The following is a 25,640-nucleotide window of genomic DNA, read 5'->3' on the forward strand; positions in this document are numbered from 1 at the left end:
CCGTCCGTCGTGCGACGGATTAACCGGGCGCTGATGCGCGCCGACCAGATTCAGACGCTCAGCGGCGTGCGCGCCTTCGACCCGTGGACGCCTGTCGTGGCCGATGCCGAAGCGGGTTTCGGCGGCGCGCTCAACGCCTATGAACTGATGCTCGGCATGATCGAGGAAGGCGCCGCTGGCGTGCACTTCGAGGACCAGCTGGCTTCGGCGAAGAAGTGCGGCCATTTGGGCGGCAAGGTCCTTGTGCCCACTCAGGAATTCGTCACGAAGCTGACCGCGGCGCGCCTCGCGGCGGACGTGGCCGGGGTGCCGACCGTGCTCGTCGCGCGCACGGACGCCGACGCCGCCTCGCTGCTCACCAGCGATATCGACGACCGTGACAAGCCGTTCTGCACGGGCGGGCGCACCGAGGAAGGCTTCTTCCAGATTCGCCCGGGCATCGAGACGGCCATCGCGCGGGGTCGCGCCTACGCGCCCTACGCCGATGTGGTCTGGTGCGAGACCAGCACGCCGGACCTCAAGCAGGCGAAACAGTTCGCCGAGGGCGTGTTCGCCGAGTGTCCCGGCGCGCTGCTCGCGTACAACTGCTCGCCGTCGTTCAACTGGCGCGCAAAGCTCAGCCCGGAGGTCATCGCCAAGTTCCAGAACGAACTGGGCGCGATGGGCTACAAGTTCCAGTTCGTCACGCTGGCGGGCTTCCACGCGCTGAACCTGAGCATGTGGAAACTGGCGCGCGGCTACAAGGAACGCCAGATGGCCGCCTACTCCGAGTTGCAGGAGGAAGAATTCGCCGAAGAGGAGAAGGGCTATGCCGCCGTCAAGCACCAGCGCTTTGTCGGCACCGGCTTCTTCGACGAGATCACGAACGTCGTGTCTCAAGGCCATTCGGCGCTCGCCGCGCTGTCCGGCTCCACCGAGGAAGCCCAGTTCCAGCACTGACAACGCCGCAAGGTACCCATTCGGCCCGCCTCCCTCGGGGAGACGGGCCGTTTTCGTGCGCGCGAGCTATTGTTTGACCCCGGCAGGTCCACGGGGTAGTATGAGCGTCTGTTTGCCCGGCGGAACAGGGTTGAGGGTCGTTTCCCCGGGCGGTGGGACCTGCATTTAAGCGTGTGCGAATACCGGAGGGACGTCATATGTCGCAGGAATGGAGCGCAAGTGGGGAGTTTAAGGCGGGCAAGCTTTTCGCGGGCAGTTGTGTTTCGCTCGTCGCCACGGCGATGACATTCGCTGTATTGAGCGACATCATGGGGCCGCTGAAAGAGCAGTTTCTGCTTACGAATCAACAGGCGGGCTTTATCGGTGGCGCTGGATTATGGGGATTCCCGATCTCCATTCTGATCTTCGGGCCGCTATGCTCCGTGCTGGGCATCCGTTTCCTGATGCGGCTTGCCTACGTCTTCTTCTTCGCCGGCGTGTCCGTCATGATCTTCGCGACGGGCTTCTGGATGCTCTTCTTCGGGGCTTTGACGATCGCCTTCGCGAACGGCCTGGTCGAGGGCGCGTGCAATCCCCTGGTCGCGACGCTGTATCCGACCCGGAAAGTGGAGAAGTTGAACCAGTTCCACGTGTGGTTCCCGGGCGGCATCGTGGTCGGCGGCCTGCTGTGCTTCGCCATGACCCAGGCCGAAATCGGCAACTGGCAGGTCAAGCTCTCGCTTATCCTGATTCCCGCGGTCATATCCGCGGGCATGATGTTCTTCGAGAAGTATCCGCTGACGGAGCGCGCGCAATCCGGCGTTTCCTTCGGCGGCATGATCCGCGCCACGCTGGGCCGCCCGCTGTTTCTCCTTCTGTTCGTGTGCATGATGATGACTGCCTCGGTTGAACTCGGACCGAACCGCTGGATGCCGACCGTGCTGGATTCCGCGGGCATACACGGCATGCTCGTCCTGGTCTGGACCAGCCTGCTGATGGCGTTGATGCGGCAGTTCGCCGGGCCGGTGGCGCAGAAGCTCTCGCCCACGGGCATGCTGCTCAGTTCGGCGGTCCTCTCCGGCCTGGGCCTCTTCTGGCTCAGCCACGCCGACGGCAGCCCGGCCATTTTCGTGGCGGACACGGTCTTCGCCGTGGGCATCTGCTATTTCTGGCCGACGATGCTGGGCGTGGTCTCCGAACGCGTTCCAAAAGGCGGCGAACTGGCCCTCGCGTTGATGGGCGTCGCCGGCAATATCGCCGTGGGCGTGCTGACCATACCCATGATGGGGCTCGTGGCGGACTATTACGGCCATGAGAAGTTCGAGGTGGCGCCTACCGTCGCCGTCGTTCAGCAAGTGGTTGACGAGCTCCCCAAGGTCAAGGCCGCAAGCCCTGAGAACCTGGAACTGGCCGCGGCGGTGGACGAGACCCTCGCGCTGGCCCGGGGAGTCCTGGCTTCCGCCGAAACGCAGGTGCTCCCGCCGAACGACACGGCGAATGTGCTCCGCGGCGCCATCAAATGTGCGCCAAAAACGCCTTTGGAGGCCAAAGCCAAGGAACTGCTCAACCCGGCGGAACTGTACGGAGGGCGCATGTCCTTCCGCGTGGTTTCGGCGCTCGCGGTCATCCTGGTCATTGTCTTCGTCGCACTCTATGCGAATGACCGGATGAAAGGCGGGTACAAGGCAGAACGAATCTCCGCCTGATCCGCGCTCTGCATGCCGATGTGCGCATGCCGCCCCCGCGCGGGGCGGCATGCGTTTTTCGTGGGACGCGTGCCCTCATCGAGGACGAAAAGGACCAAACGGACCAGGAACGGAAAACGCCCCGGTGTCGTTCCCTCTGGCAAGGCGCAGACAGAAACGCCTCCTTCTCCCCGTACCCTTTCTTTGAGTCCTTGCCTTTGACAGCCTTGGTCTGGGTGTGCCACAGTTTTCCTTCAAGAAAACGAGGGGACGCCCATGCGCAAGCTGCAATGGATTTTCTTCGGGTTGTACCTGATCGCCGTGGCGGTGGGGGCCGCCGCCGGTATCTGGTATTTGTTCTATTCGGAAGCCATCGCGCCACCACGCCCCGACCTCGTGGTCCTGCCCCCGGACGCGCCCGCGCCCCCGCCCGGCTACCCCACGCTGAAGGCCCTGTATCTCGCTTACCTGCTCGGGTGCATCCCCGTTGTCGACGCGTTTGGCGACATCCCCGTCCCGGCGGGCGTCATCGAGAAAACGGACGTCGAATATGGCCGTATCGGCGACCGCGCGCTCTTGCTCGACCTGTATTACCCCGATTCGCTGACCGCGCCCGCGCCCGGCCTGATCTTCATCCACGGCGGCGGCTGGGAAAGCGGCAACAAGCGCGACTACAAGTACTACACCGTGCGCTTCGCCGAACGCGGCTATGTGGTCGCTACGATCGGTTACCGGTTCAAGCAGGAGGCGCCGTTCCCCGCGTGCGTCGAGGACGCCAAGTGCGCCGTGCGCTGGATGCGCGCGAACACGGAAGAACTGACGGTCGACGCGGATCGCATCGCCGTGATCGGCGGCTCCGCGGGCGGCTATCTCGCGATGATGACGGGATACTCGTCCGATGCGCCCGAGCTCGAAGGCACGGCCGGCCATGCGGGCGTGAGCAGCGCCATCGCGTGCGTCGTCAACCTCTACGGTCCTACGGACCTCACGGCGGACATGGCCCGCGCGCACAAACTCGTCGAATCGTTCCTGAACACGACCTACGACAAGGACCCGGACCGCTTTGCACAGGCGTCGCCCATCCATTACCTCGACGCAAACGACCCGCCCACGCTCATCATCCAGGGCACCATCGACGACATCGTGCCGGTTGCGCAAGCCGATCTGCTCGCGGAACGGTGCAGGGAACTTGGCGTGCCCTACTGGTACGACCGGCTCGACGGCTGGATGCACACCCTCGACATCGTCGCGCCCGTCAACGTGCGCGTGCAATGGCTGATGAACGCGTTCTTCGACGAATACCTCTAACGGAACGGGCGCGTACCCCTATCGCGGCGAAAGCATCAAGAATAGGGTACGCCCTTGATCCCGGCAAGCAGTTCGAAGAGCGACCGGCTTGCTTCGGAATTGAAGACGCACGTGTTGCCCCCATCCTCCAATGATCCCCCCGACATCAAGCATACCTTGGTGAACTGCCTGCTTGAGGCCGGCTTTGGAGAAGACGAAATCCTTGTCAGACCATGCACGTGTCGCATCATTACCCTCCCATGCGTTCTCACTTATGGACCCCAACAAGACTTCTCGTAATCTACAGCCTCGTGGTAAATCTGTCAAGAGGGAGGGTTAAGGCCTCGTGGCGGGTTCCGGCGTGGGCAAGAGCACCCGCTCGCCCGTGTGCAATATCTTGATCTCGCTGGTGTGGCCGCCCTCGTCCTGGAGACCGACCGTCAGCGTTTGGCGTTCGGGATCATATTCAAGGGCGGTCCACCCCCTGTAGATAGGCTGCCCCAACGCGATGCGCAGGTCGTGCGAGGGCCCGTCGACGTGATGGAGCATCAGCACAAAGCGCGGTCCGCCGGCGGGGTCGCCGCCGACCCCTCGCAATTCGAGCTCCGGTCCGCTCGCGGCAATGTGCGCGGCGGGCGCCGGCTCCTCCTCCGCGACCGGCGGCGGCGCGGCCGGTTCGGGCGCGGTTTCCTCGGGAACAGAGGGTTCCCGTTCCGGGGACGGCGTTTCGTGCGCAGGTTCGGCCGGCTCTGGCGGCGGCGCGAGCGTGAAGACGCGCGAGATTCCGTCGCTCCGCCAGTCTGCAAGCAGTTCGACACGGTAATCGCCTGGTATCAGCAGGAATTCAAAGGTGGCTTCGTCGCCCGGATGGAGCGCCGTCTCGCCTGAAACACCCCGCAGGTCGCGCCAGTCCGCCCCGCCGGTCTTGAGCCGCACCGGCCGCAGGTCGTAGTCCCAATCCCTCCCGGAGACGTGCCGCGCGACGCGGAACGCGACCGGGTCCGGCCTTCCGGTATCGCTCGGGTTCAGCCAGCACGTGCGCTGGCCCTTGTTCGCGATGCCCACATGCACGCGGTACTGCGCGGGCGCCCCGGGGGCGCCGGGCTCCTGCAACATCTGCGTGATGTCCATGACAACCGGCAACGGTTTCAGATAGCCCGCCAGGTCCGTGGCCGCCACGCCGACAATCAGTACCGCCGCGAACCCGATCATAATCGGGATGTGCCACATGCGCTTCTCCTGGAACAGCGCTATGCAGAATGACACCGCAATCAACAGGGCGCCGCCAAAGATGAGGAGCATGCCCGGCTCAACCAGCCAATAAGGGTCGCGGCGCATGATTGCGCCGACCCGTTCCAGCCCGTGATACTTCTGATAGATATAGAGCGCGAACGCAACGACGCCGACGAGCCAGACCAGCCCGATTCCCGTGCCGCGCACACGCCGGCGCGGTATCGACGCCGCGAGCGCCACCAGCACCGCGGCCAGCACAAGGCCAAGCAGCAACCCGCGCAGCGCGACCGCGTTTCCGCCCGAGATCGGGTCCACGATGGGCACGAAAATGGATAACACCAGCGCAACCGCGCCCGCCCAGGCGGGCCACGAATCCACGCCCACGCCGCTGGCCGCGTCTCGCCGCGCAATCCGGCGGAAAAGTTTGGTCTGGACGCGCGGCACGTCCTCTATGCGCTTGGCCTCCAGCGTTTGCCGCGCCAGGTCGCACGACTTGGCGCTGTCCGCCTGCGCGCGAAGCAATTCGAGTTCCAGCGAGTTGAACTGGGTTACCGTGATCTCCCCCGTCTCGAGCCGGTGGCGCGCCAGCTCAAGGTGAGCCCGCACGGCTTTCACCTCGCTCTCGGCGTCCTGCAGCGCCTGCTGCACGCGTTCCTGAAAAAACGCCGCCGCCGCGAGCGCGCGAACGCGCGCCGCTTCGGCCATCGTCTTGTAGCGTTCGATATTGAAGCCGGTGAGACCGCCCTCCTGCTCCACCTTGTGCCATTCCGCGAGCTTGCGCTCCGCATATTCGCGCTCTTCGAGCGTCTCGCGGAACGCGCGCAACAACTGGTCCAGCAGCGCCTCCTCTTCGGAGGGTATCCACTCGGGAAATTCGACGCTCTCCACGTCCACCGGCGGGTCGTCCAAGGGCACATCGAGCAGCCCGCCCGCCAGGAAAGGGTCGTTGACGATAAGCCAGCCGCGCAGATTCTGGCGCAGCCGCTCGAGACTCTCGCGGCGCCGCCGCAACGGCGTAACCGTTTCGACGAACTCCTGAAACTCCATTTCGCCGACGCGCGCCGACAACGTGCACCGCGCCAGCCGGTCCTTCACTTCCGAGAGGTCGACGGCCACGTCCATCAGCCGCTTGCGCATGTTATCGTCCAACTCGGCGCGCGCCTTGCGCGCCAGTGCGCGGTAGCCCATCAGCGTCGTCTTTTCCGTGGCTTCCGCGCTGCCCGGCGCCGCGTCGCGGCAATTCTCAAGCGCGCGCGCCACGTGAAACTCGTAACTGCACAGGCGGCGCGTAACCTCCAGCGTATCGAGCGGCGCGGTCTCCACCCGGTCGCCTGCATCTTCCAGGGCCGCGTCTTCCGCTTCATCGGCCGCGCCCGCGTCTTCCAGACGCCGGGCCGCCTTCCGGATAAACTGCGGGAAATCCTTCAAATAGACATCAAGCACGCCTTGCGGCAATTCCTCGGGTCGCGGCACGCGCATCTTCTGGCCGCAGGCCACACAGCGCCCGGGACGGCCGAACATGGCCGCGGATACGCGCATCTTCTGGCCGCAGATGCAATAGATGCGGAATTCGCCGACATCGGCGGAGGACGCACTCATCTCCTGTAAGCCTCCTAATCAACAGTAACCGGTGCCTGATGGAAATTGCAAGTCATGACCTCGCAAATTGCGAAATCCCCTATTAGGCATGGTGGGCGATTCCGCTGTTGCGCGCATTGGTCATGATGACAAACACAGGTGACGAAAATGCGTCACGATGACAACCTCTCGGCGGGGATCCCACCCGGTTCGGAACCCGGCTCCAGTTAGGTATCCCATTCATTCACAATGAGTTACTTGAGAATCGCGACTTGGCCCGCGAAACGGCATGAAGCTTGCTTCCCTCTTGACGAGTGCTGAGCCCTCCAGAAGCCCAAGGTCCGGACGGAGCCCCCGGCGGCGAAACCGCCGGGGGTTCCGTCGTCTTGAAAGTTCGTATGCCCGTCCATTGACACACGTCGCCGCTATGTCTTATGTCCCGTCTGTGTTATGCTCATTCTCCGGTATGCTTATGGACGGCAAGGCTATTGGGGAAACCTTCCGCGGGATAGAGGCCTGAGACCAGAAAAGAGGACCGCCATGTCAGGCAAGCGAAATCTTCTCGTTGCAGTTATCATCTGTTGCACAGGGGCCACGGCAACGGCGACACCGCTGGACGACTACGTCGCCGCGCCGGACCCGGCCTACGCGTACGGCCTCGCCCATACCTTCAGCGGTCCCGGCTACACGGTGAACGTGTATCACATGGTTTCGCAATCATGGCGCGACGCGGCGGAAGTGGACCGCACGCTGTGGGAGCACTGGCTGAACGTAGTCGTGCCCGACACAGTCGCGCACGACAAGGCGATGCTGTTTATCGCCGGGGGCTCCAACGGCGGCGAGGCGCCTACGTCGGTCGATGACATGTTCGCCGGTTTCGCGGTGCATACGCAGTCGATTGTCGCCGAATTGCGCATGATCCCGAACCAGCCCATCAAATTTAGCGGCGAGACGGACCCGGACTACCTGGAAAGCGGCCGGCGCGAAGACGAACTCATCACGTTTGCCTGGGACAAATTCAAGCAGACTTCCGACCCGCTGTGGCTGCCGCGATTGCCAATGACCAAGGCGGCTGTGCGCGCAATGGACACCGTCCAGGCGCTGCATCCGGACATCACCGGCTTTGCCGTGGCGGGGGGCTCGAAGCGTGGCTGGACGACCTGGACCGTCGCGGCTGTCGACCCGCGCGTGGAGCTGGCAATTCCGATCGTGATCGATGTGCTGAACCTGGAACACGCGCTGCAGCACCACTGGGACGCCTACGGCTACTGGGCGCCCGCCGTGGGCGATTACGTCACGATGGGCATCATGGACTGGCTGCACACGGATGCATTCCGCGCGATGATGGCCATCGTGGACCCGTACTCGTACGCGGAACGGTACACGATGCCCAAGTACATCATGAACGCAACCGGCGACGAGTTCTTCCTGCCCGATTCGTCGCAGTTCTATTTCGACGCACTGCCCGGCGAAAAGCATCTGCGCTATGTGCCGAACGCGGACCACGGCATGAACGCCGAAGCCGTGGCGAATCTCGAAGCGGTCTATGACGCGTGGCTGAACAACCGGCCCCGCCCGCAATTCACGTGGACGCGCCAGCCGGACGGCAGCCTGCGCGTGCAGACGGACCCGGGCGCGCCGCCGTCGCAGGTCCTGCTCTGGCAGGCCGCCAACCCCGCAGAGCGCAATTTCCGCCTCGACACCATCGGCGAGGCGTGGACGAGTTCGCCGCTCGCCGATCAGGGCGCGGGGCTTTATGTCGCGCAGGCCACGCCGCCCGCCACGGGCTGGGCCGCATTTCTGGTCGAGTTGACCTACCCGAACGGCGGCGCACAACCGTTCAAGTTCACGACGGAGGTCAGCGTCGTGCCGGACCGGCTGCCGTTCCGCAAGCCGGGCGGCTGGGGCACCATCGAGACTATTGGCGCCGGCTCGGACACGATCACGCTGGTACACCTCGGCGGCAGCCGCTACGAGATGGGCTACTGGTATGGCCGCCTGCTCGCGGACCAGGTGGCCGGCGCGCGGGCCGACATGGCCGCCTTCGGCATCCCGGACAGCGTCTACGACGCGGCGGTCGCGGCCATGTGGAAGCGCGAATACTTCGACACGGCCGCGTGGGAATCGGAACTGCGCGGCATCGCGGACGGCTGCACCGACGCGGGCCATCCGGAGATGACATACCGCGAACTGCAGCGCATGACCATGCTGCCGGACATCTCGGAGAACGGGTGCGGCCTCTACGTGCTGTGGGGCGCGGCCACCGCGGGCGGGCAGATGTATCAGTTGCGCAACCTGGACTGGACGATGGACTCCGGGCTACAGGATTACCCCGTCGTCGCCGTGTACCATCCGGAAGACGGCGCCGCCCACGCCGTCATCGGGTTTGCCGGCATGCTGGGCGCCGCGGTGGGCGGCATGAACGAGCACGGCCTCGCCGTGAGCGAGATCATGGGCCACTTCTGTGACGCCGAGACGCTGGACGGGGTTCCGTTCCCGATTCTGCTGCGCGACGTGCTCTATCACGAGCGGACGCTGCCCGACGCGCTCTCCCGCATGCAGAGCGCGGCGCGCACCAACCAGTATCACTATGCGCTGGGCGACCCGGCGGCGGCGGAGCCCAGGGGCCGCCTGCTCTTCACGAGCCACACCCGTTTCGATCAGTTTGGCGACGAATCGGTGACGGACCACCCCTGCGAAGACCCCGCCCCGTTCCATGCCGCGCTTGACGGCGTCATCTACTGGAAAAAACACAACGGCGGCGGCAATCAGAACCTCTACAACGCGATTCAGGCGCGGTACGGCAGCATCGACGCGCCCAAAGCCATCGAGATCGCCCGCGCGGACGGCGTCGACGGGACCCTCGTCAGCATCGTTTACGCCAACACGGCGCGCGAGTGCTGGATCGCCTATGCGGACGGCCCGCAGCCGGCGCACTTGCAGGAATACGTTCCGTTTACGCTTGAGACCGACCGCGATGGCGTCGGCGGTGCGGGTTACCGCGGCGCAATCGGAACCGGCGCCGAAGAAGTACCGGTCGTCGTGGTCAGCGGCACGCCGTTCCAGATGGGCTACCAGTACGGGCGGCTGATGCAGGCGGAAATCCAGGCTTTCGTGCCACAGTTCATGGCGCATGTCCAGCAGGACCCCCGTTTCACGAACGAGAATCTCGACGCGGCGTGGGCGGCGACGAATCCGCACACGGACGTCCGCCACGAACAGGAATTGCTGGGGCTGGCCGCGGGCGCGGAGATCGACTACCTCCTGCTCCGCCGCGTGCATTGCGCCACCATAATTGCCGATTACTCGTGCAGCAGCGTCGCTGCGTGGGACACGGCCACGGCGGACGGCCACCTCTATCAAACGCGCGACCTCGACTGGGACCTCGAGGCGGGCGCGCACGCGTACCCCGCGCTCGTCGTGTATATGCCGGAAGAGGGCCACGCTCACGTCAACGTCGGATTCGCCGGCATCGTGGGTTCTCACACAGGCATGAACGACGCGGGCATCGCGCTCGCCGAAATGGGCGATTCTCCCGGCAGCGAGTATCCATTCCCCATGGATGGCACGCACTTCATGCCCCTGTTCCGCAATATGCTCTACGACGCCGGCACTCTTACCGGGGCGATAGATATCCTGAAGAACGCGCCGCGCATCAAGCGTTACCATTTCGTCTTCGGCGACGGCAAAACCGAACGCGCGGGGGTCAAGATCAAGGCGCACTCGCCCGAGCCGCCACCGGGCGACCTGCTTATCTGGACAGACAACGACCCCACGGACGAGTTCGCGCCGAACGTGCTGGCCGACGTCGTCTATAACGATGAAGGGCGCGGCGCCTTCCCCACGCTCCAGGCGGAACACGGGAAACTCGATGCGGACAAGATGATGGACCTTGCGCGGCAGATCGCCACGCACGGAGCGAACGTCGTGAACGTGCTCTACGACGCGACGGACCTCGAATGCTGGGTCGCCTATGCGGACCAAGAAGCGGAGGCGTATACGCAGCCGTTTGTCCGCCTCGCGTTGGCGGAACTCGACGGCGACCACGACAACATCGGCGATCTCGTGGAAGGTCTATCAGACAGTGACGGCGACGCGCTGCCCAATTACTTGGACGATGATGCCGACGGCGACGGCATCGCCGACCTGGATGAAGGCGCGGATGACACGGATAACGACGGCACACCCGATTATCTCGATACGGACGCGGACGCGGACGGCGCGCTGGACGGCGCGGACCCGCGTCCCTACGATACGGACAATGACGGCCTGGACAACGCCGGCGACCCGGATGACGACAACGACGGCCTCTCCGACGCGGACGAGACGGGCGCGCACCATACGAATCCGCTCGCGGCGGACAGCGACGGCGACGGCGTTTCAGACGGCGACGAGGTTCGCAACGGCTATGACCCGCTGGACCCGAACAACACGCCGAGTTTCCCGGCGGCGGGCACGGCGGGCGTGGCTGGCGCGGCGAGCGCAGTCCTGTTCCTCGGGATGTGGGCCATGCACCATGCCGCACCGGCGGGCCAGTGACCGGCGCAAGAATCGCGCGCGCTTTATTTCCCCGGCTCCGAGCGACTACCATGCTTCCACGCCGGGATGAGGATCCCGGAAGTGCGCGCCGCGGCAAGCGCGCGGCCGTGCAAAGCTCAAACAGCAACCAGGATGAGGGAACGATTCGTGTCCAACGCAGCGGTTGAAGCCTATCTGAAACAGACGCCCGCGGGGCGCATCGATACCGGGGCGCTCGGCTTTGTCTGTGCATTGGCCGAAGTGGCCAAGGTGACGCCCGAGACCGCCCGCGCCGTCGTGAACGAACTCGCGGACCAGCGGCGCTACCTCAAGCTCATTGCCAGCGAGAATTACAGCAGCCTGGCCACGCAACTCGCGATGGGCAACCTGCTCACCGACAAATACGCCGAGGGTTTCGCATTCTCGCGCTTTTACGAGGGCTGCGAGAACGTCGACACCATCGAAGCCTACGCCTGCGAGCAGGCGCGCAGGCTTTTCAACGCGGAGCACGCCTATGTCCAGCCGCACAGCGGCGCGGACGCCAACATGATCGCCTATTGGGCCGTGCTCACCGCGCGCGTCGAGGCGCCCGCGCTGGATGCGCTCGATACGAAGGACCCGATGAAGCTCTCGCGCGAGGATTGGGAACGTATCCGCCGCGCGCTCGGCAGCCAGCGGCTGCTGGGCATGGACTACTACTCCGGCGGCCATCTCACGCACGGCTACCGGCGCAACCTGTCCGCGAAAATGTTCGATGCGTACAGTTACGCCGTCAACCGCGAAACGGGCCTGCTCGATTACGATGAAATCGAACGCATGGCCACGGAAATAAGGCCGCTGATCCTGCTTGCGGGCTACAGCGCCTACCCGCGCGAGATCAATTTCCGCCGCATGCGCGAAATCGCCGACAAGGTTGGCGCCGTCTTCATGGTCGACATGGCGCATTTCGCCGGGCTCGTCGCCGGCGGCGTGTTCCAGGGCGACGCGGACCCCGTCGCGCACGCGCACATCGTCACCTCGACCACGCACAAAACCCTGCGCGGCCCGCGCGGCGGCATTGTGCTGTGCAAGAAGGAATTCGCCGAGTGCGTGGACAAGGGCTGCCCCCTCGTCATCGGCGGGCCGCTCCCGCATATCCTCGCGTCGAAGGCCGTCGCGTTCACCGAGGCGAACCGGCCCGAATTCAAGGCCTACGCGCGCCAGGTCGTCGCGAATGCGCGCGCGCTCGCGAAAGCGCTCACGGACGAGGGCCTCGCGATCGCCACCGGCGGCACCGACAACCATCTCATGCTGATCGATGTCGCGCGCAGTTGCGACTTGACAGGACGCCAGGCCGCCGCCGCGCTCTACGAATGCGGCATCACCCTGAATTTCAATTCACTGCCTTACGACCCGAACGGCCCGATGATCACCAGCGGACTGCGCCTCGGCACGCCCGCCACGACCACGCTCGGCATGGGCCCGGACGAGATGCGGGAAATCGCCGCGATTATCAAGCTCGTTCTGGCGGGCACGAAAGCGAAAATCCTCGAGTCCGGCAGAAGCGCCGGCCAGCCCAGCAAGAAACTCTATGCCCTCGACGACAAGGCCCGCGCAGAAGGCCGCGCCCGCACCAAGGCGCTGCTCGACCGCTTCCCCGTTTACCCGCAACTCGACCTGGCATTGCTGCAACGGCATTTCGGGTGAACGCAGCAGGGTTGGAAGCAAAGGAGCAGATGGGAAGACTCCTCTTCACCAATCCGCACTGATTACGCAGGCCATCGGATAAAGATGTCGCTCCGGGCTCAGAGAAGATTAGCGCGGCAGCCGGCTCAGGCGCTTTTTATCCCGCGATGCCGAGGCTTTGCGCAAAACGGCGGAAGAAGTTCTCTTTCTTGGGCTCGAACTCGACCTGCTGCTGGAGCACGCGCGCGGCAAGCTGCTGCATGGCCTTCGCGGCGGGGCAGTCGGGATATGCAAGCAGGAACGGGGTGCTCTGCATGACGGCTTGCGACACGTGCGGGTCGCGGGGCACAAAGCCCAAGTAACTCAGGTTGCGGCCCAGGTACTGTTGCGCGACGTTCGCCAGTTTTGCCGCGACGGCTTTGCCCTGCGTGTCATAAGCGGCCATGTTCACGATGAGCCGGACAACCGCGTCGTCGCGGCGGTGATAAACGGTCTTGAGCATGGCGTAGGCATCGACGATGGCGGAGGGCTCGGGCGTGGTGATGAGCAGCACCTCGTCCGCCGCAAGGGTGAACCCGACGGCGTTCTGGCCGATGCCCGCCATGGTGTCGACGATGATGAAGTCGGCCTGGTCGTGCAGGTCGCGCAGGCCCTTGAGCACGTTCTGCCGCGCGCTCGTGGGCAGGTCCGCCATCTTCGCGAGGCCCGACGTGCCGGGCACGACCTGGATGCCGCCCGGCGCGCGCACCAGCACGTCGCGGATGCCGCGCTCGCCGTCGATCACGTCCTGCAGCGTGTACACCGAGTTGAAGCCCATGAGCACTTCAACGTTCGCGAGGCCCAGGTCGGCGTCGATCAGGATAACGCGCTTGCCCTGCCGCGCCAGCGCGATGGCCAGGTTGACGCTGGTGTTGGACTTGCCGACGCCGCCTTTGCCGCTCGTGACAGCCAGCACGCGCGCCACGCTGTGCGCGCGCCACACCAGTTCGCGAAGTGATTGCGCTTGATCAGCCACGGCTTTCCCTGCCTTCCATAACCAAATTGGCCACGTGGGCCGTTGAAGCCACCCGGATGTCGTCGGGCACGTTCTGCCCCACGCTGATATAGCTGAGCGGCAGGCTGGCCTCGACGAGGATGCTGAGCATGGCCCCGTACTGCCGCGTCTCGTCGATTTTCGTGAACAGCACGGAGGTCGGGTTCAGGCACTTGAAGTTCGAGACTACGCTGCGCAGATCTTCAAGGTGCGTGTTCGCGCTCATCGTGAGCACCGTCTCGTACGGCTGGACCTCCTGCAGCAGGCTCTTGAGTTCGTTGATCTGTTCCAGGTTGAACTGGCTGTTGCCCGCCGTGTCCATGAACACGAGATCAAAACGGCGCATGTCGTGCAGCGCCTCGCCCAGTTCCTTGAGATCGTTCACCACGCGCAGGGGCAGCCCGATGATGTTCGCGTAGACGCGCAATTGCTCCGGCGCGGCGATACGGTACGTGTCCGCGGTAAGCAGGGCTACGCGCGCCCGCTCGCGGACTGTGTAGAGCGCGGCAAGCTTGGCGAGGTTCGTCGTCTTGCCCACACCCGTAGGGCCGCAGAGCACGACGACACGCCGCGTGCCGGCCTCGACGGCAAGGCCGCCGGTGACGCGGACGCGCTTGCGAATCTCGAGCTTGAGCCGTTCCTCGAAGATGCGGCCGTTGCGAAGGACGCCGGGGTCGCTGTCGCGCAGTACGGCGCCGAGGAGCTGCGCGGCGACCTTGCGCGATACGCCGCGGTTCACGAGCATGCGGTAATAGGGCGCGAACTCGGTCGGAAGCCCCGCGCCGGGACTCTCGGAGTAGAGCACCTGGAGCATCTCGCGGATTTCGCGCACCTCGCGGCGCAACACTTCCGCGCTCGGCTCGTCGGTGGGTTTGCGGAACGGCACGACGGGCGACTCCGCTGGCGCGGCGGCCGGTGCGGCGGCGCTCGCCGCGGGCGCGGCTTGCGCGGGACCTGGCGGCGCGGCGACGTGCGCGGGCCGCGGCGGCGTTTCCGGCAATGACTCGAAGGCGCGCGCGGCGGGCGACAGGGTTTCCGCTCCCCCGGGCGCTTCGCCGTTCATCCGTTTCTGCGCTTCGCGCACGATCCGTTCGTAGTGTTCCATGGAAAGGCTGCGCTTCAGTTCCTCCGGCAGGCGCTGCGACGCATACTTGCGCTCGACGGCGCTGGGCCGCCGCGGCGCGGACCGCACATCCGGCGTCGGCACGGATGCCGTGATTTCGACCATGCGCTCGCCGAAGAAGCCGAACAGGCCGCCCGCATTAACGTGGCGCGTGCTGACCACAATGGCGTCGAGTCCGAACTGCCGCCGCATGACCCTGTAAGCTTCGTCGAGGGTCTTGGCGCGGATCTTCTGGAATTGCTGGCCCATCTTACAAACTCACTTGCCCTTCGCTCTGCAATTGCACCGCGGGGTCGATTTCATTATAGGAAAGAACGACGATCTTCGGGATGCGCCGCTCGATGATGCGCCGGAAGTAGCGCCGCACCGGCGCCGACGTCAGCACCACCGGTTCCTGGCCCGTGATCACCAGCGGGCGCAGCGCCTCCGCGGTCTTCTCCGCGATTAGGTCCGCGCGCTCCGGCGAAACGGGAATGTAGCCCGTCTCGGCGCGGCTGACCGCGTCCAGGATCTCTTTCTCAAGTTTCGGGGACACGGTCACCACGCGCAGCACGCTGTCTTCGTCCACGTAGGCGCTGCAAATCTGCCGGCCCAGCGCCTGACGGCAGTATTCGGCCAGGATTTCCGGGTCCTTGGTGCGCGTGCCAAAGTCGCACAGGACTTCGAGAATCGCTTCGAGGTTGCGGATCGAGACCCGCTCGCGCAGAAGCAGGTGCAGCACCTTCTGCAGTTCGCCGTAGGTAAGGATACCCGGTAGCAACTCGTCCACGACCGTCGGCGACGTCTCCTTGAGATGCTTGACGAGGGTCTGCACGTCCTCGCGCGTGAGCAATTCGTCCGCATGCGCGTAAATGAGTTCCGTCAGGTGCGTGGCCAGCACGGCGGACGGGTCAATGACGGTATAACCGAGCCGCTCGGCGCGGTCTCGGTTCTCCTTGGCCACCCACAAGGCGTCGAGGCCAAATGCGGGCTCTTTCGTAGGAAAGCCTTCGACCTCTTCCTCGACGAGACCCGGGTTCATGGCGAGGAAGTGTTCCGGCATGAGTTCGTACGACGCGATCACCGATTCGCGCAGCTTGACCTGGTATTCGTGGGCGCGGATGCGCATATTGTCGATAATCCGGATAACCGGCACGATAAAGCCCATTTTCGTGGCAATCTGTTGCCGGATAATCTGTATGCGGGTCAGGAGGTCGCCGCCGCTCCGCGCATCGGCCAGCGAAACCAGCCCGTATCCCAACTCGATCTTGAGCGGGTCAATGCTGAGCAGGTCTTCGGTGCGTTCCAGGGATTGCGCGGGCGGCGCTTTCGCGGCTTCCTCCTCGAGCAGCTGCTGCCGCGCGAGTTCGCGCCGCGTCTGCTGGGCGCTGAACGCGAGAAACGCCATTACGCCCGCCACCAGCACAAAGGGCACCGTCGGCATGCCCGGCACGATGCCGAACAGGGCCAGCATGACCGCGGCCACGCCGAGGGCGCGCGGGTAACGCGTGAACTGCCGCGAGAAATCGACGCCGAGATTGTCTTCCGAGACCGTGCGCGTGACGACGAGACCCGCGGATGTGGAGATGATCAGCGCGGGGATCTGCGAGACCAGGCCGTCGCCGATGGTCAGCGTGGTGTAGACGCGCGCCGCTTCGGCCAGCGGCAAGCCAAGCGTCGCCACGCCGATGATCAGGCCGAACACGATATTCACGAGCGTGATGATGATTCCGGCGATCGCGTCGCCGCGCACGAATTTCGTGGCGCCGTCCATGGCCCCGTAGAAATCCGCCTCGCGCTCGATGCGCCGCCGCCGTTCGCGCGCCTCGTTCTCCGTGATCAACCCGGCGTTCAGGTCGGCGTCGACGCCCATCTGCTTGCCGGGCATGGCGTCGAGGGTGAACCGCGCCGCGACTTCTGAGATGCGGCCCGCGCCACGCGTGATGACGACAAATTGGATTACGACGAGGATAATGAAGATCACGATGCCGACGAAGAGATTGCCGCTCGTGACGAAATTGCCAAACGCCGCGATGACTTTGCCCGCGTCGGCCTGCGCCAGGATCAGGCGCGTCGAGGCCACGTTCAGGCTGAGCCGGAACAGGGTCAGGATGAGCAAGAGCGAGGGAAACACCGCGAATTCGACCGGCTGCTGCAGGTAGATGGTCCCGAGCAGAACGACGACCGACAAGGAGATGTTGACCGTCAGCATGATATCGAGCAGCCACGTCGGCACAGGCAGCAGGAGAATGACCAGGATGCCGATCACGCACACCGCCAGCGTGATGTCCTGGTTGCCGCCGATGAGAAACCGTCCGCGGCGCTGTAACTCCTGTGCCGAAACCGCCAAGCTCAATCTCCGTCAGCTCGTCTTCTTGCTCGTGCGCGTATCCGTGCGCGACCTCCAAATACTCCTGCTGTGCGGCAACCCCGCGACACCGGGAATGCCCAACAGGGCGGCGCGGCTCGGGAAAGCAACGAGCACGGGCAGGAAGAAGGCAATCGCATACTCTTTTTCCTCCTTAGACCGCCGCGCGCGCGTTGCGCAGAGCCGCTTCGCGTTCCCGGACGCGCTCGACGCGCCGGTCGATACGATAAACGAACGTCAGCACCTCCGCCACGGCGCGGAACAGCGCCTCGGGAATGGCCTGTCCGATTTCCACGGTGCGGTACAGCGTGCGGGCGAGGTCGGGCCGTTCGACGATGGGCACGTCGTGCGCGATGGCGAGGTCGCGGATGCGCTGTGCGATGAGCCGCGCGCCTTTCGCAACAACGACGGGCGCGTCCATTTCGTTCATGACATAACGCAGCGCAACGGCGTACTCCGTCGGGTTCGTAATGATCACGTCGGCCTTGGGTACCTCGGTCATCATGCGCTGCATGGCCATTTGCCGCTGCAATTGCCGGACGCGCCTGCGGATGAGCGGATCGCCCTCCATCTCCTTCATTTCCTCGCGGAACTCGCGTTGCGTCATGCGGAGATCCTTTTCATGCTGCCAGCGCTGGAACCCGAGGTCGAGCAGGCCGATCACGGCCATGCCGGCAACGACCCGCCACCACAGCGCGAAGATGAGAGCACCGATCGCGTCCACGAGTTCGCCCGGTGCGAGCAGCATCAGCAGGACCATGTCACGCGTGCGGGAACTCAGCGTAAACCAGGCAATCGCGCCGATGAACAGCAACTTCGCGATGGACTTGACGAGTTCCACGAAGGTCCTCGCCGTGAAGAACTTCCGAAAGCCCGAAACAGGGTTGATCCGTTCGAACTTGGGGACCAGCGGCTTCGCCGTGAAAATAAACCCGACTTGCAGCAGGTTGATCGCCAGGCCCGCCACAAGGAGCACCCCCATGAAGGGAAGCACGCCCCGGAACAGCAGGAGCATCGCCTGCCAAGCCAGCGTGTCCAGCTCCGTGCGGCCCGACAGAAACTCCTCCGTCCGGCCGAGAAAGATTCGCCCCGCTTCTCCAAGCGTGTCCAGCATGCCGGGACCGAGCAACAACATCGCGAGCAGCGCCACGAACAGCGCCCACGCGGAACTCAGGTCCTGGCTGCGCGCAACGGTGCCTTCCTCGCGCGCGCGTTCGCGCCGCCGCGGGGTCGCGGGTATGTTGCGCTCGCCGCCGGTGTCGTCGGGCATGGCTTGTCTATCCCATGGCGCGGATCAGCTCGTCCACATCGCGGAACATCTGGTGGAAGAGGCCGTCCAGGGCCGCGAGATACACGCCGATCGACAGCGCCAGCAACACAAGGCCAATCGCGATGGTCAGGGGAAAGCCCACCACGAACATGTGAATCTGGGGCACCACGCGCATGAGCAAGCCCATCGTCAGGTAGGCGAGCAGCATTGCGGCCGCGAGCGGCGCACCCAGCGCAAGCCCGTCGGCGAACATGCCCTGGCCGAGACGCGCCGCATCCAGGAGCAGCGCCGGCCGCGCCGCGAAACCGCCTACCGGCACATGGTCATACGTGGCCACGAGCGCGCGGATCATCAGGTGATGCCCGTTGATTACAAGCAGGTAAAGCACACCCAATATGAACAGGAAGAAACCGAAGATGGGAAACTGCGTTTCAAGCGCGGGATTGAAAACGTTCATCATGCCAAAGCCGGTTTGCAGGTCGATGACCTGCCCCGCCAGCTGGATTGCGGCGAATATCAGCGTCATGATGAAACCCAGGATGACCCCGATCAGGAATTCGCCGGCGCCGAGCAGCGCGAATGCGAGCGGAGCATTCGGCAGCGTTGTCGTGAACGGCAATAGCGTCGGGGTGATCACCAGTGCGGCCAAGGCCGAAAAACCCGCTTTCGCCATCATGGGAAAATTGGCCGAACCCAGCACCGGCGCGCTCACAACCAGACCGCTGAATCGCGCCAGCACCAGCACAAACAACTTGAAGTATTCCAACTCAGCCATGGCGTTCCCGTTCGCCGGCGGTCAAGGCGGCGTCAACGCGCGCTAACGATCGTGCTTATACCGCCGAACAGCTCACGCACGAAATCCAGCAGCACATCCGTAGAGAACGGCAAGAAGATAACGAACACCACCATCACCGCGACGATTTTCGGCACGAACGTCAGCGTAATCTCCTGTATCTGCGTCACCGACTGGAGCACGCTGATGACCAGACCGACCACCATGCCCGCGATCAGCATCGGCGCAGAGGCCAACAGGGTGACGACCATCGCCTGTTGTCCGATATAGGTGACATCGTCTATCGTCATGCGCGGCCCTTCCGGAGAATACGCGGACTACGCGACTCCCCTGCTGCGGGGCCAGGATACCACAACATATAGAGTACGTCAACCCAAGTCGTCACAATACGTTGCGCTGAAACCAAAAAACGAGGTGGACGGGCCACATGGGCCGCTCTCCGCCTGTCTGTCCACGCTGTCACTGATACCCTCCGTGAGTCCCGCCGTCTGCCTTGTCGCGCCGCATTGAAACCTTCCCTTGCGTCCAGTACGATCAGCGGCTGTTGCTGCCATTCTGTTTGCGTAAATGATGCAAGGAAGCCATGAGTACAGCACAAGGAGGGCCGGACCGGGGGCGCGCCCCGGAGATGTTCGACCGGATTGCGCCGCGCTATGACTGCCTGAACCGGCTCTTGTCGTTGCGCCGCGACGTGGCTTGGCGCAAATGCATGGCGCAACAACTTCCTGCAGGCGGCGCGCTGCGCCTGCTCGACCTTGCCACCGGTACGGGGGATGTCCTGCTCTCGCTGTGCGCGCGGGAGCCGCGCGTGACCACCGCCGTCGGGCTGGACATATCCGGCGGGATGCTTGCCCGCGCCCGGGTCAAGGTCGCGCGCGCGCGTCCGGCGGCCGCGTGCGCGCTGGTGCGCGGCGACGCGACGCGGCTCGGCCTGCGCGACGCGTCCTTCGATGCGGTGACGATCGCGTTCGGCATCCGCAACGTGACGAACGTTGATGTCGCACTGCGCGAAATGCGGCGCGTGCTGCGTCCGGGCGGCCGCGCGCTCGTGCTCGAGTTTTCACTGCCCGCGCATGCGCTGGTGCGCGTCGCGTATCTGCTCTACTTCCGCCACGTGTTGCCACGCATCGGCGGACTCATCTCCGGCGACTTCCAGGCGTACCGCTATCTCAACGAGACCGTCGAGACGTTCCCTTTCGCCGCCGCGTTCTGCGCGTTGATGACGGGCGCGGGCTTCCGTGATGTCCGCGCGATTCCTCTCACGTTCGGCATCGCCACGTTGTATCTTGGCGCGGCGTAGACGATCGTCTCGCCGCGTACGCGTCTTTCCCGCCGCTCCGGATCGCCGCACGTGCCCGGATTCAGGGCCTGATCCGCGCTTCGTTGATCCTCGCGCACATCCTCGCGTTCGGACATGAGCCTGCGTGAGACCGCGTGTCGCGGAGCGCGAGGAGAAACAGACCGTGCATTGCGCGCGCGATACGCAAGAGGTGGAAGATGACCACCGGAATGAAATCTGATGAAAAAAAGTTCTTTACTTTTCCCTCTTCTTTTGCTAAAGACTGACCATTGAAAAATTGAATCGAGCAGGAATGGAGATGCTGCGGTTGCAGGATCGCCTTGTAAATGCGGGCTGATCTGCGATCGCGCACCCTGGTGAATGACGCGGACGAAGCGGCGCAAAAAAACAAAAACGCGCGAAGTGCACGCGCGCGCATGCGCCGCGGAGAACGCGGACGCGCCTCAGCGCATCGCACGTCACGGGTGATCGCCGCAGCACACCGCGTAGTTGAAGTCGCGCACGGCCGCACGCCGTGCCGGCATCGCGCTGAAACGGGCACGCGCCCGTGAAAGCGGCTTCCCACGGGCGGGAAGCGCTTCGGCGGCACACGACCCGTCGTCGTGATGCAACGCCGCCGGATACGTTGGTCAATGGGGTCTAGCAACAGAAGGAGAGTAAGCATGCCCGCTGCGAAGAAGAAAGCTGCTCCGAAGAAGAAGGCAGCCGCCAAGAAGAAAGCCGCTCCGAAGAAAGCGGCAAAGAAGGCTGCTCCGAAGAAGAAAGCCGCTAAGAAGAAATAGTCGGCGGACTTCGACGGACCCCCTAACGGGGGCAAAGCGCTTGGTCTGTTACCGGGCGCAAGGGGAACGCCATACTCCACGCGCGGAGAACGGTGGAAAAGGGCTGTCGGCCTGTTTCGAGAGTCGCGGACTATCGGGATGGGTCTGCCGTGTAAGAGCGGAGAAGGTCCTTGGAAAGCGTGAAGCCGCTTCGCGGGTGAGGAGGCGTTCTCTTTATCTTTTTTTGCGGTCCATCCTGCGCTTTTTGGGGCGGATGCCTGTAGGATCGGATGGCGCCGTCAACGTACCGGCGGCCCATCCGATTTGTTTATGCGCCACGAGCCGGGCTGGACTTGTCCGTGTGCCGGCCACTTGGGGTATCGTATGCGCGTGGAATCCGCGATACATTCGGGAAGTGACAAGCGGTGCAAGCATTACTCCGCAACGCGTTGAATCGGGCGGTGCAGGCCGCGAAAGCGCCCGGCGCCGTGGCGTGCATCGGCGACGCATCCACGGTCTTTGCCGTCGAGGCCGCGGGGGAACGCCAGACCACGCCGTCGCATTCGCCCGCGACCCCTGATACTCCCTACGACCTCGCGTCGCTCACCAAGGTCGTGGCAACGACGACCGCGCTCATGATGCTCTGGGAAGAAGGCCGTCTCGACCTGGATGCATCCGTCGGCTCGCTGATGCCTGTGCCCGCGTTCAATCGCTTTACCGTGCGCCATCTGCTCACCCATACGACGGGCCTTTCGGCCATGCAACCTTGGTATCGCGACGCAAGCTCGCTCACGGAGATGGTGCAGCGCGCGGCCCTCCTCGACCTCGCGTGGCCGCCAGGCACGCGGCGTCAGTACTCGGACATCGGATTTATGATCCTCGGGCGATTGGTGGAACTGGTGGCGGGCGATTCGCTTGACGCGTACTGCCGCAAACGGCTCTGGCAGCCGCTCGGCATGACCCGGACGGATTTCCGCCCTCCCCCGGAGTGGGCGCCGTTGTGCGCGGCAACGGAAGATTGCGCGTGGCGCAAGCGCGTCATTGTCGGCGAGGTGCACGACGAGAACGCGTCCGCCGCGGGCGGCGTGTCCGGCCACGCGGGCCTGTTCTCGACCGCGCCGGACCTCGCCAAATACTGCCAGGCGCTGCTTTCCGGGCGCATTCTCAAGCCAGCCACGCTCACGATGATGACGCGCGTGGGGCAGTTGCCGTTCTACCCGTGGCAGGGTCTCGGCTGGAAGGTCGATCCGTGGGGCGAAGGTTCGGAGGGCTATCTGCCCGCGCGCAGCGCGTTCGGGCATACGGGCTGGACCGGCACCAGCATCTGGATGGACCGCGAAACCCGCCTTTTCGCGGTCTTGTTGAGCAACACCTGTCATCCATCGCGGCAGAGGCGCGATAATCGCGCGTTGCGGCGCGCCTTCTATAGCGCCATCGCGCAGCATTTCTACATCGCCCGCACGAACACGCACGGCGGGCTGGACCGCTTGCTCTGGGACGTCTATCGCCCGCTGGCGGGCGCGCGCACCGCCGTGCTCACCAACAACGCCGCCATCAACGAGGCGGGTCTGCGCATCCGCGAGGCGCTGCAATTGCATTCAGAGATGATGCTGCGGCGAATCTACAGCCCCGAGCACGGATACGACGGCGCCGCGGAAGCGGGGGCCGCCGTTGTGTCCCAACAGGGAGCCCTTCCCATCACGAGTCTCTACGGAACGCGCAGGCGCCCCACCGCGGAAGAACTGCGCGAGACCGACTTCTTCGTCATAGATCTACCGGACGTGGGCGCGCGCTATTACACCTACGCGCACACGATGAAGGACTGCCTGCGCGCCTGCGCGGAATCGGGCACGCCGGTGCTCGTCCTGGACCGGCCCAACCCGCTGGGCGGTGCAGTGCTCGAAGGGCCCGTGGCGCAACACGGCGATTCGCCCGTGTGCTGGGGCGCGGTGCCCGTGCGGCATGGCATGACGCTGGGCGAAATCGCGCTGTTCTTTCAGAACACGGAACTGAAAGGCGCCAAGCTCGATCTGCGCGTGAACCGGCTCGACAACTGGCCGCGCGATTACATGTTTCACCAATGCTCGCTTCCGTGGGCCGCGCCGTCGCCGAACATCCCGCGTCCCGATACGGCCCTGCTCTATGTGGGCATGTGCCTCTTCGAGGGGACCAACCTGAATGAAGGACGCGGCACGGAATCGCCGTTTCATCTCGTGGGCGCCCCCTGGCTCGACCCGCTGCGCGTGCTCGCCGAACTGACGCCCGAAGAAACGGAGGGCTGCCTCCTGCGGCCTACGTTCTATACCCCGCGCTCCCTGCCGGGCCGCGCGGTGGACCCGCGCTTTCGCGACCAGCTCTGCCGCGGCATCCATGTGTCCGTCGTGGATGCGCCGCGTGTACGCGCCTTCACCACGTCGCTGGCGATCCTTCGCGCCATCCGGCGGCAGCATCCGGAACAATTCGCCTGGAACCCGTTCTTTGACACGCTGGCGGGCGGACCGGGCCTGCGCGAGCAGGTCGATGCGGACACGCCCGCCCTGGACATCGTGAAGGGTTATGCGGCGGCCCACGCCGCCTACGACAAGCTGCGTCCCCGCCTCTATTGACCCTGGATCGGCATGGCAGGCACTGCTCCGTTATAATACCGTCTCAGGTTATGTGGAACGGTCCGGGAATCCGAGGGGAGCCGCCGTCATGCCATTGAGCGTTGAACGAATGGGCAACACGCGCCCGGCGATTGCGCCGCGGCAGCGGCCGCGCGCGCGGTTCCAAGTATTGCGGGCCTTCTTCTTTGCGCTGGGGTGCCTGCTGGCCGGCGCGTTTCTCGGCGCGGTCATTGGCACGCCTGCTATCCGCAACCTGACCGAAGCGCCCGCCTTGGGCCCAAACACCGGCATCGCCGCGGGCGTCTGCGCCGTGTTGTTTCTCATCGGCGGTTTCCTGCTCCGCGCGGGCCGCGAACTGCCGCCCGAGACGGCAGGCCGCCGCGCCGGACCCATCCTCGGCAGCCTGATCCTCGGCGCAATCGCGGGCGGGTTCATCGGGTCCCTGTTCCCCGCACTGGGCAAAGGACTCGGCGCGGAACTCGGCGCGCTGCTGTTTGTGCTCGCGGCGGTTGCGCCGCCGCGGCGCGGTCCTGCGATAGGCCGCCGCAATGACGCCGCATGGACCTTTTCGTCCCTCCTGCTGACCGCGGTCACCTGCGCGGGCATTTCGGTGTTCTTCCCGCTCGTGAGGGACACTTACGTGCTGGCCATTGCGCGGGGGCTGCTGCTCGTCACCGCACCCTGCGCGGCCATCGGTGCCATTGCCGGCGTCCTCTTCGCGCCGCACACGGGCCGGCGCCGCGGACTGACTACGGCGATCGCCATCGCGAGCGCCGTGGCCGCCCTGGCCGCGCTCGGCCTCTATCACGCGCCGCTGCGGCAGATCAGCTTTCCGGCCGACAACGCCGCCGGCACGATCCGCTACGCACGCTGGCTCGACTATGTCACCGTCGAGGCGCGCGGCACGATGCGCGTGCCTTTGCGCGGCGACGTGTGCCTGCAGCTGGGCGGCACAGGCCCCGCCGACCTCGCTTTCCTGCACGGCGTGTCCGGCCTGCGCGAACTGGACCTCGTCGGCGCCCAAATCACGGACGACGCGCTGCGCCATCTTGCAAGATGCACCGAGCTGACCTGGCTTGCGCTCGATGATACCCCCGTTTCGGACGAAGGTTTGCGGCATCTTTCCGGGCTCACGGCGCTCGAGTGGCTCGGGTTGAACCGGACGCGCATAACCGACGCGGGCCTGGCGCACCTGCGCGAATTACGCGCGCTCAAGCATTTGGGCCTTGCCGAGACCGCCGTCACGGACGCAGGATTGGAATCGCTCGCGAAGCTGACGAACCTGGAATCGCTGGACCTCTTCGGGGTTGCGGTTTCCGATGCCGGAATCCCTTATCTCGCGCGGTTGAGCCGTCTCAAAGACCTCGACCTCTACGAAACGAGCGTCAGCGCCGGCAAAATCGCGTGGCTCCGCGAATATCTGCCCGCATGCGACATCGGGTTCCTGGCGCCTCCATCCGTGGCCGCGCCATCCGCGGAACCAGCCGTGCAAGAGATGCTCGAGGCGCCCGCGGAGAGCGCCG

At 64.9% G+C, this 25,640-nt stretch carries 15 protein-coding genes; 8 read left to right on the forward strand and 7 right to left on the reverse strand.

The window, feature by feature from the left end; genetic code table 11:
• The 3 genes from KA184_01670 to KA184_01680 all read left to right on the forward strand — a co-directional run.
• Positions 1–939 (forward strand): isocitrate lyase/phosphoenolpyruvate mutase family protein (locus KA184_01670; protein ID MBP8128259.1); only part of this gene is annotated, 939 nt, incomplete at its 5' end.
• 197 nt (positions 940–1,136) lie between these two features.
• Positions 1,137–2,624, forward strand: coding sequence for an MFS transporter (locus tag KA184_01675; GenBank protein MBP8128260.1), 1,488 nt, complete (start codon positions 1,137–1,139; stop codon positions 2,622–2,624).
• A gap of 255 nt (positions 2,625–2,879) precedes the next feature.
• A complete protein-coding gene (locus tag KA184_01680; protein MBP8128261.1) occupies positions 2,880–3,911 on the forward strand; it encodes an alpha/beta hydrolase in 1,032 nt (343 codons plus the stop codon).
• Positions 3,912–4,226: 315 nt separating this feature from the next.
• Here the strand turns inward: KA184_01680 and KA184_01685 are convergent, their stop codons facing one another.
• Positions 4,227–6,722: a hypothetical protein gene (locus tag KA184_01685; protein ID MBP8128262.1), complete on the reverse strand. Its 2,496-nt coding sequence runs from the start codon at positions 6,720–6,722 to the stop codon at positions 4,227–4,229.
• A 519-nt stretch (positions 6,723–7,241) separates the two neighbouring features.
• Here KA184_01685 and KA184_01690 point away from each other — a divergent pair.
• Entirely contained in the window at positions 7,242–11,240 is a 3,999-nt protein-coding gene (locus KA184_01690) for a hypothetical protein (GenBank protein ID MBP8128263.1), read from the forward strand.
• Between the two features lie 132 nt (positions 11,241–11,372).
• Positions 11,373–12,905 (forward strand): glycine hydroxymethyltransferase, encoded by a 1,533-nt coding sequence (locus KA184_01695; GenBank protein ID MBP8128264.1) that lies wholly within the window; start codon positions 11,373–11,375, stop codon positions 12,903–12,905.
• Between the two features lie 136 nt (positions 12,906–13,041).
• On the opposite strand, the gene KA184_01700 is transcribed toward KA184_01695, so the two are convergent.
• The 6 genes from KA184_01700 to fliQ form a co-directional block, all read right to left on the reverse strand.
• Positions 13,042–13,899: a MinD/ParA family protein gene (locus KA184_01700; protein MBP8128265.1), complete on the reverse strand. Its 858-nt coding sequence runs from the start codon at positions 13,897–13,899 to the stop codon at positions 13,042–13,044.
• Positions 13,892–15,289 (reverse strand): flagellar biosynthesis protein FlhF, encoded by a 1,398-nt coding sequence (flhF, locus tag KA184_01705; GenBank protein ID MBP8128266.1) that lies wholly within the window; start codon positions 15,287–15,289, stop codon positions 13,892–13,894. Before flhF ends, KA184_01700 begins: the two co-directional genes overlap by 8 nt.
• A gap of 1 nt (position 15,290) precedes the next feature.
• A complete protein-coding gene (gene flhA, locus KA184_01710; protein ID MBP8128267.1) occupies positions 15,291–17,324 on the reverse strand; it encodes a flagellar biosynthesis protein FlhA in 2,034 nt (677 codons plus the stop codon).
• Positions 17,325–17,541: 217 nt separating this feature from the next.
• Entirely contained in the window at positions 17,542–18,657 is a 1,116-nt protein-coding gene (gene flhB, locus KA184_01715; protein MBP8128268.1) for a flagellar biosynthesis protein FlhB, read from the reverse strand.
• A 7-nt stretch (positions 18,658–18,664) separates the two neighbouring features.
• Positions 18,665–19,432, reverse strand: a complete 768-nt coding sequence (gene fliR, locus KA184_01720; protein ID MBP8128269.1) for a flagellar biosynthetic protein FliR — start codon at positions 19,430–19,432, stop codon at positions 18,665–18,667.
• 32 nt (positions 19,433–19,464) lie between these two features.
• Positions 19,465–19,740, reverse strand: coding sequence for a flagellar biosynthesis protein FliQ (fliQ, locus tag KA184_01725; GenBank protein MBP8128270.1), 276 nt, complete (start codon positions 19,738–19,740; stop codon positions 19,465–19,467).
• 293 nt (positions 19,741–20,033) lie between these two features.
• On the opposite strand from fliQ, the gene ubiE reads away from it, so the two are divergent.
• From ubiE to KA184_01740, 3 genes are all read left to right on the forward strand, one after another.
• A complete protein-coding gene (gene ubiE / locus KA184_01730) occupies positions 20,034–20,750 on the forward strand; it encodes a bifunctional demethylmenaquinone methyltransferase/2-methoxy-6-polyprenyl-1,4-benzoquinol methylase UbiE (GenBank protein ID MBP8128271.1) in 717 nt (238 codons plus the stop codon).
• 1,186 nt (positions 20,751–21,936) lie between these two features.
• Positions 21,937–24,117 carry a DUF1343 domain-containing protein gene (locus KA184_01735; GenBank protein MBP8128272.1) on the forward strand — a complete coding sequence of 727 codons (2,181 nt, stop codon included), beginning with the start codon at positions 21,937–21,939 and terminating at the stop codon, positions 24,115–24,117.
• Positions 24,118–24,205: 88 nt separating this feature from the next.
• The coding region (locus KA184_01740) for a hypothetical protein (protein ID MBP8128273.1) at positions 24,206–25,640 on the forward strand (1,435 nt) is incomplete at its 3' end.

This window comes from Candidatus Hydrogenedentota bacterium, from assembly GCA_018005585.1.
Taxonomy (GTDB): Bacteria; Hydrogenedentota; Hydrogenedentia; order Hydrogenedentales; family JAGMZX01; genus JAGMZX01.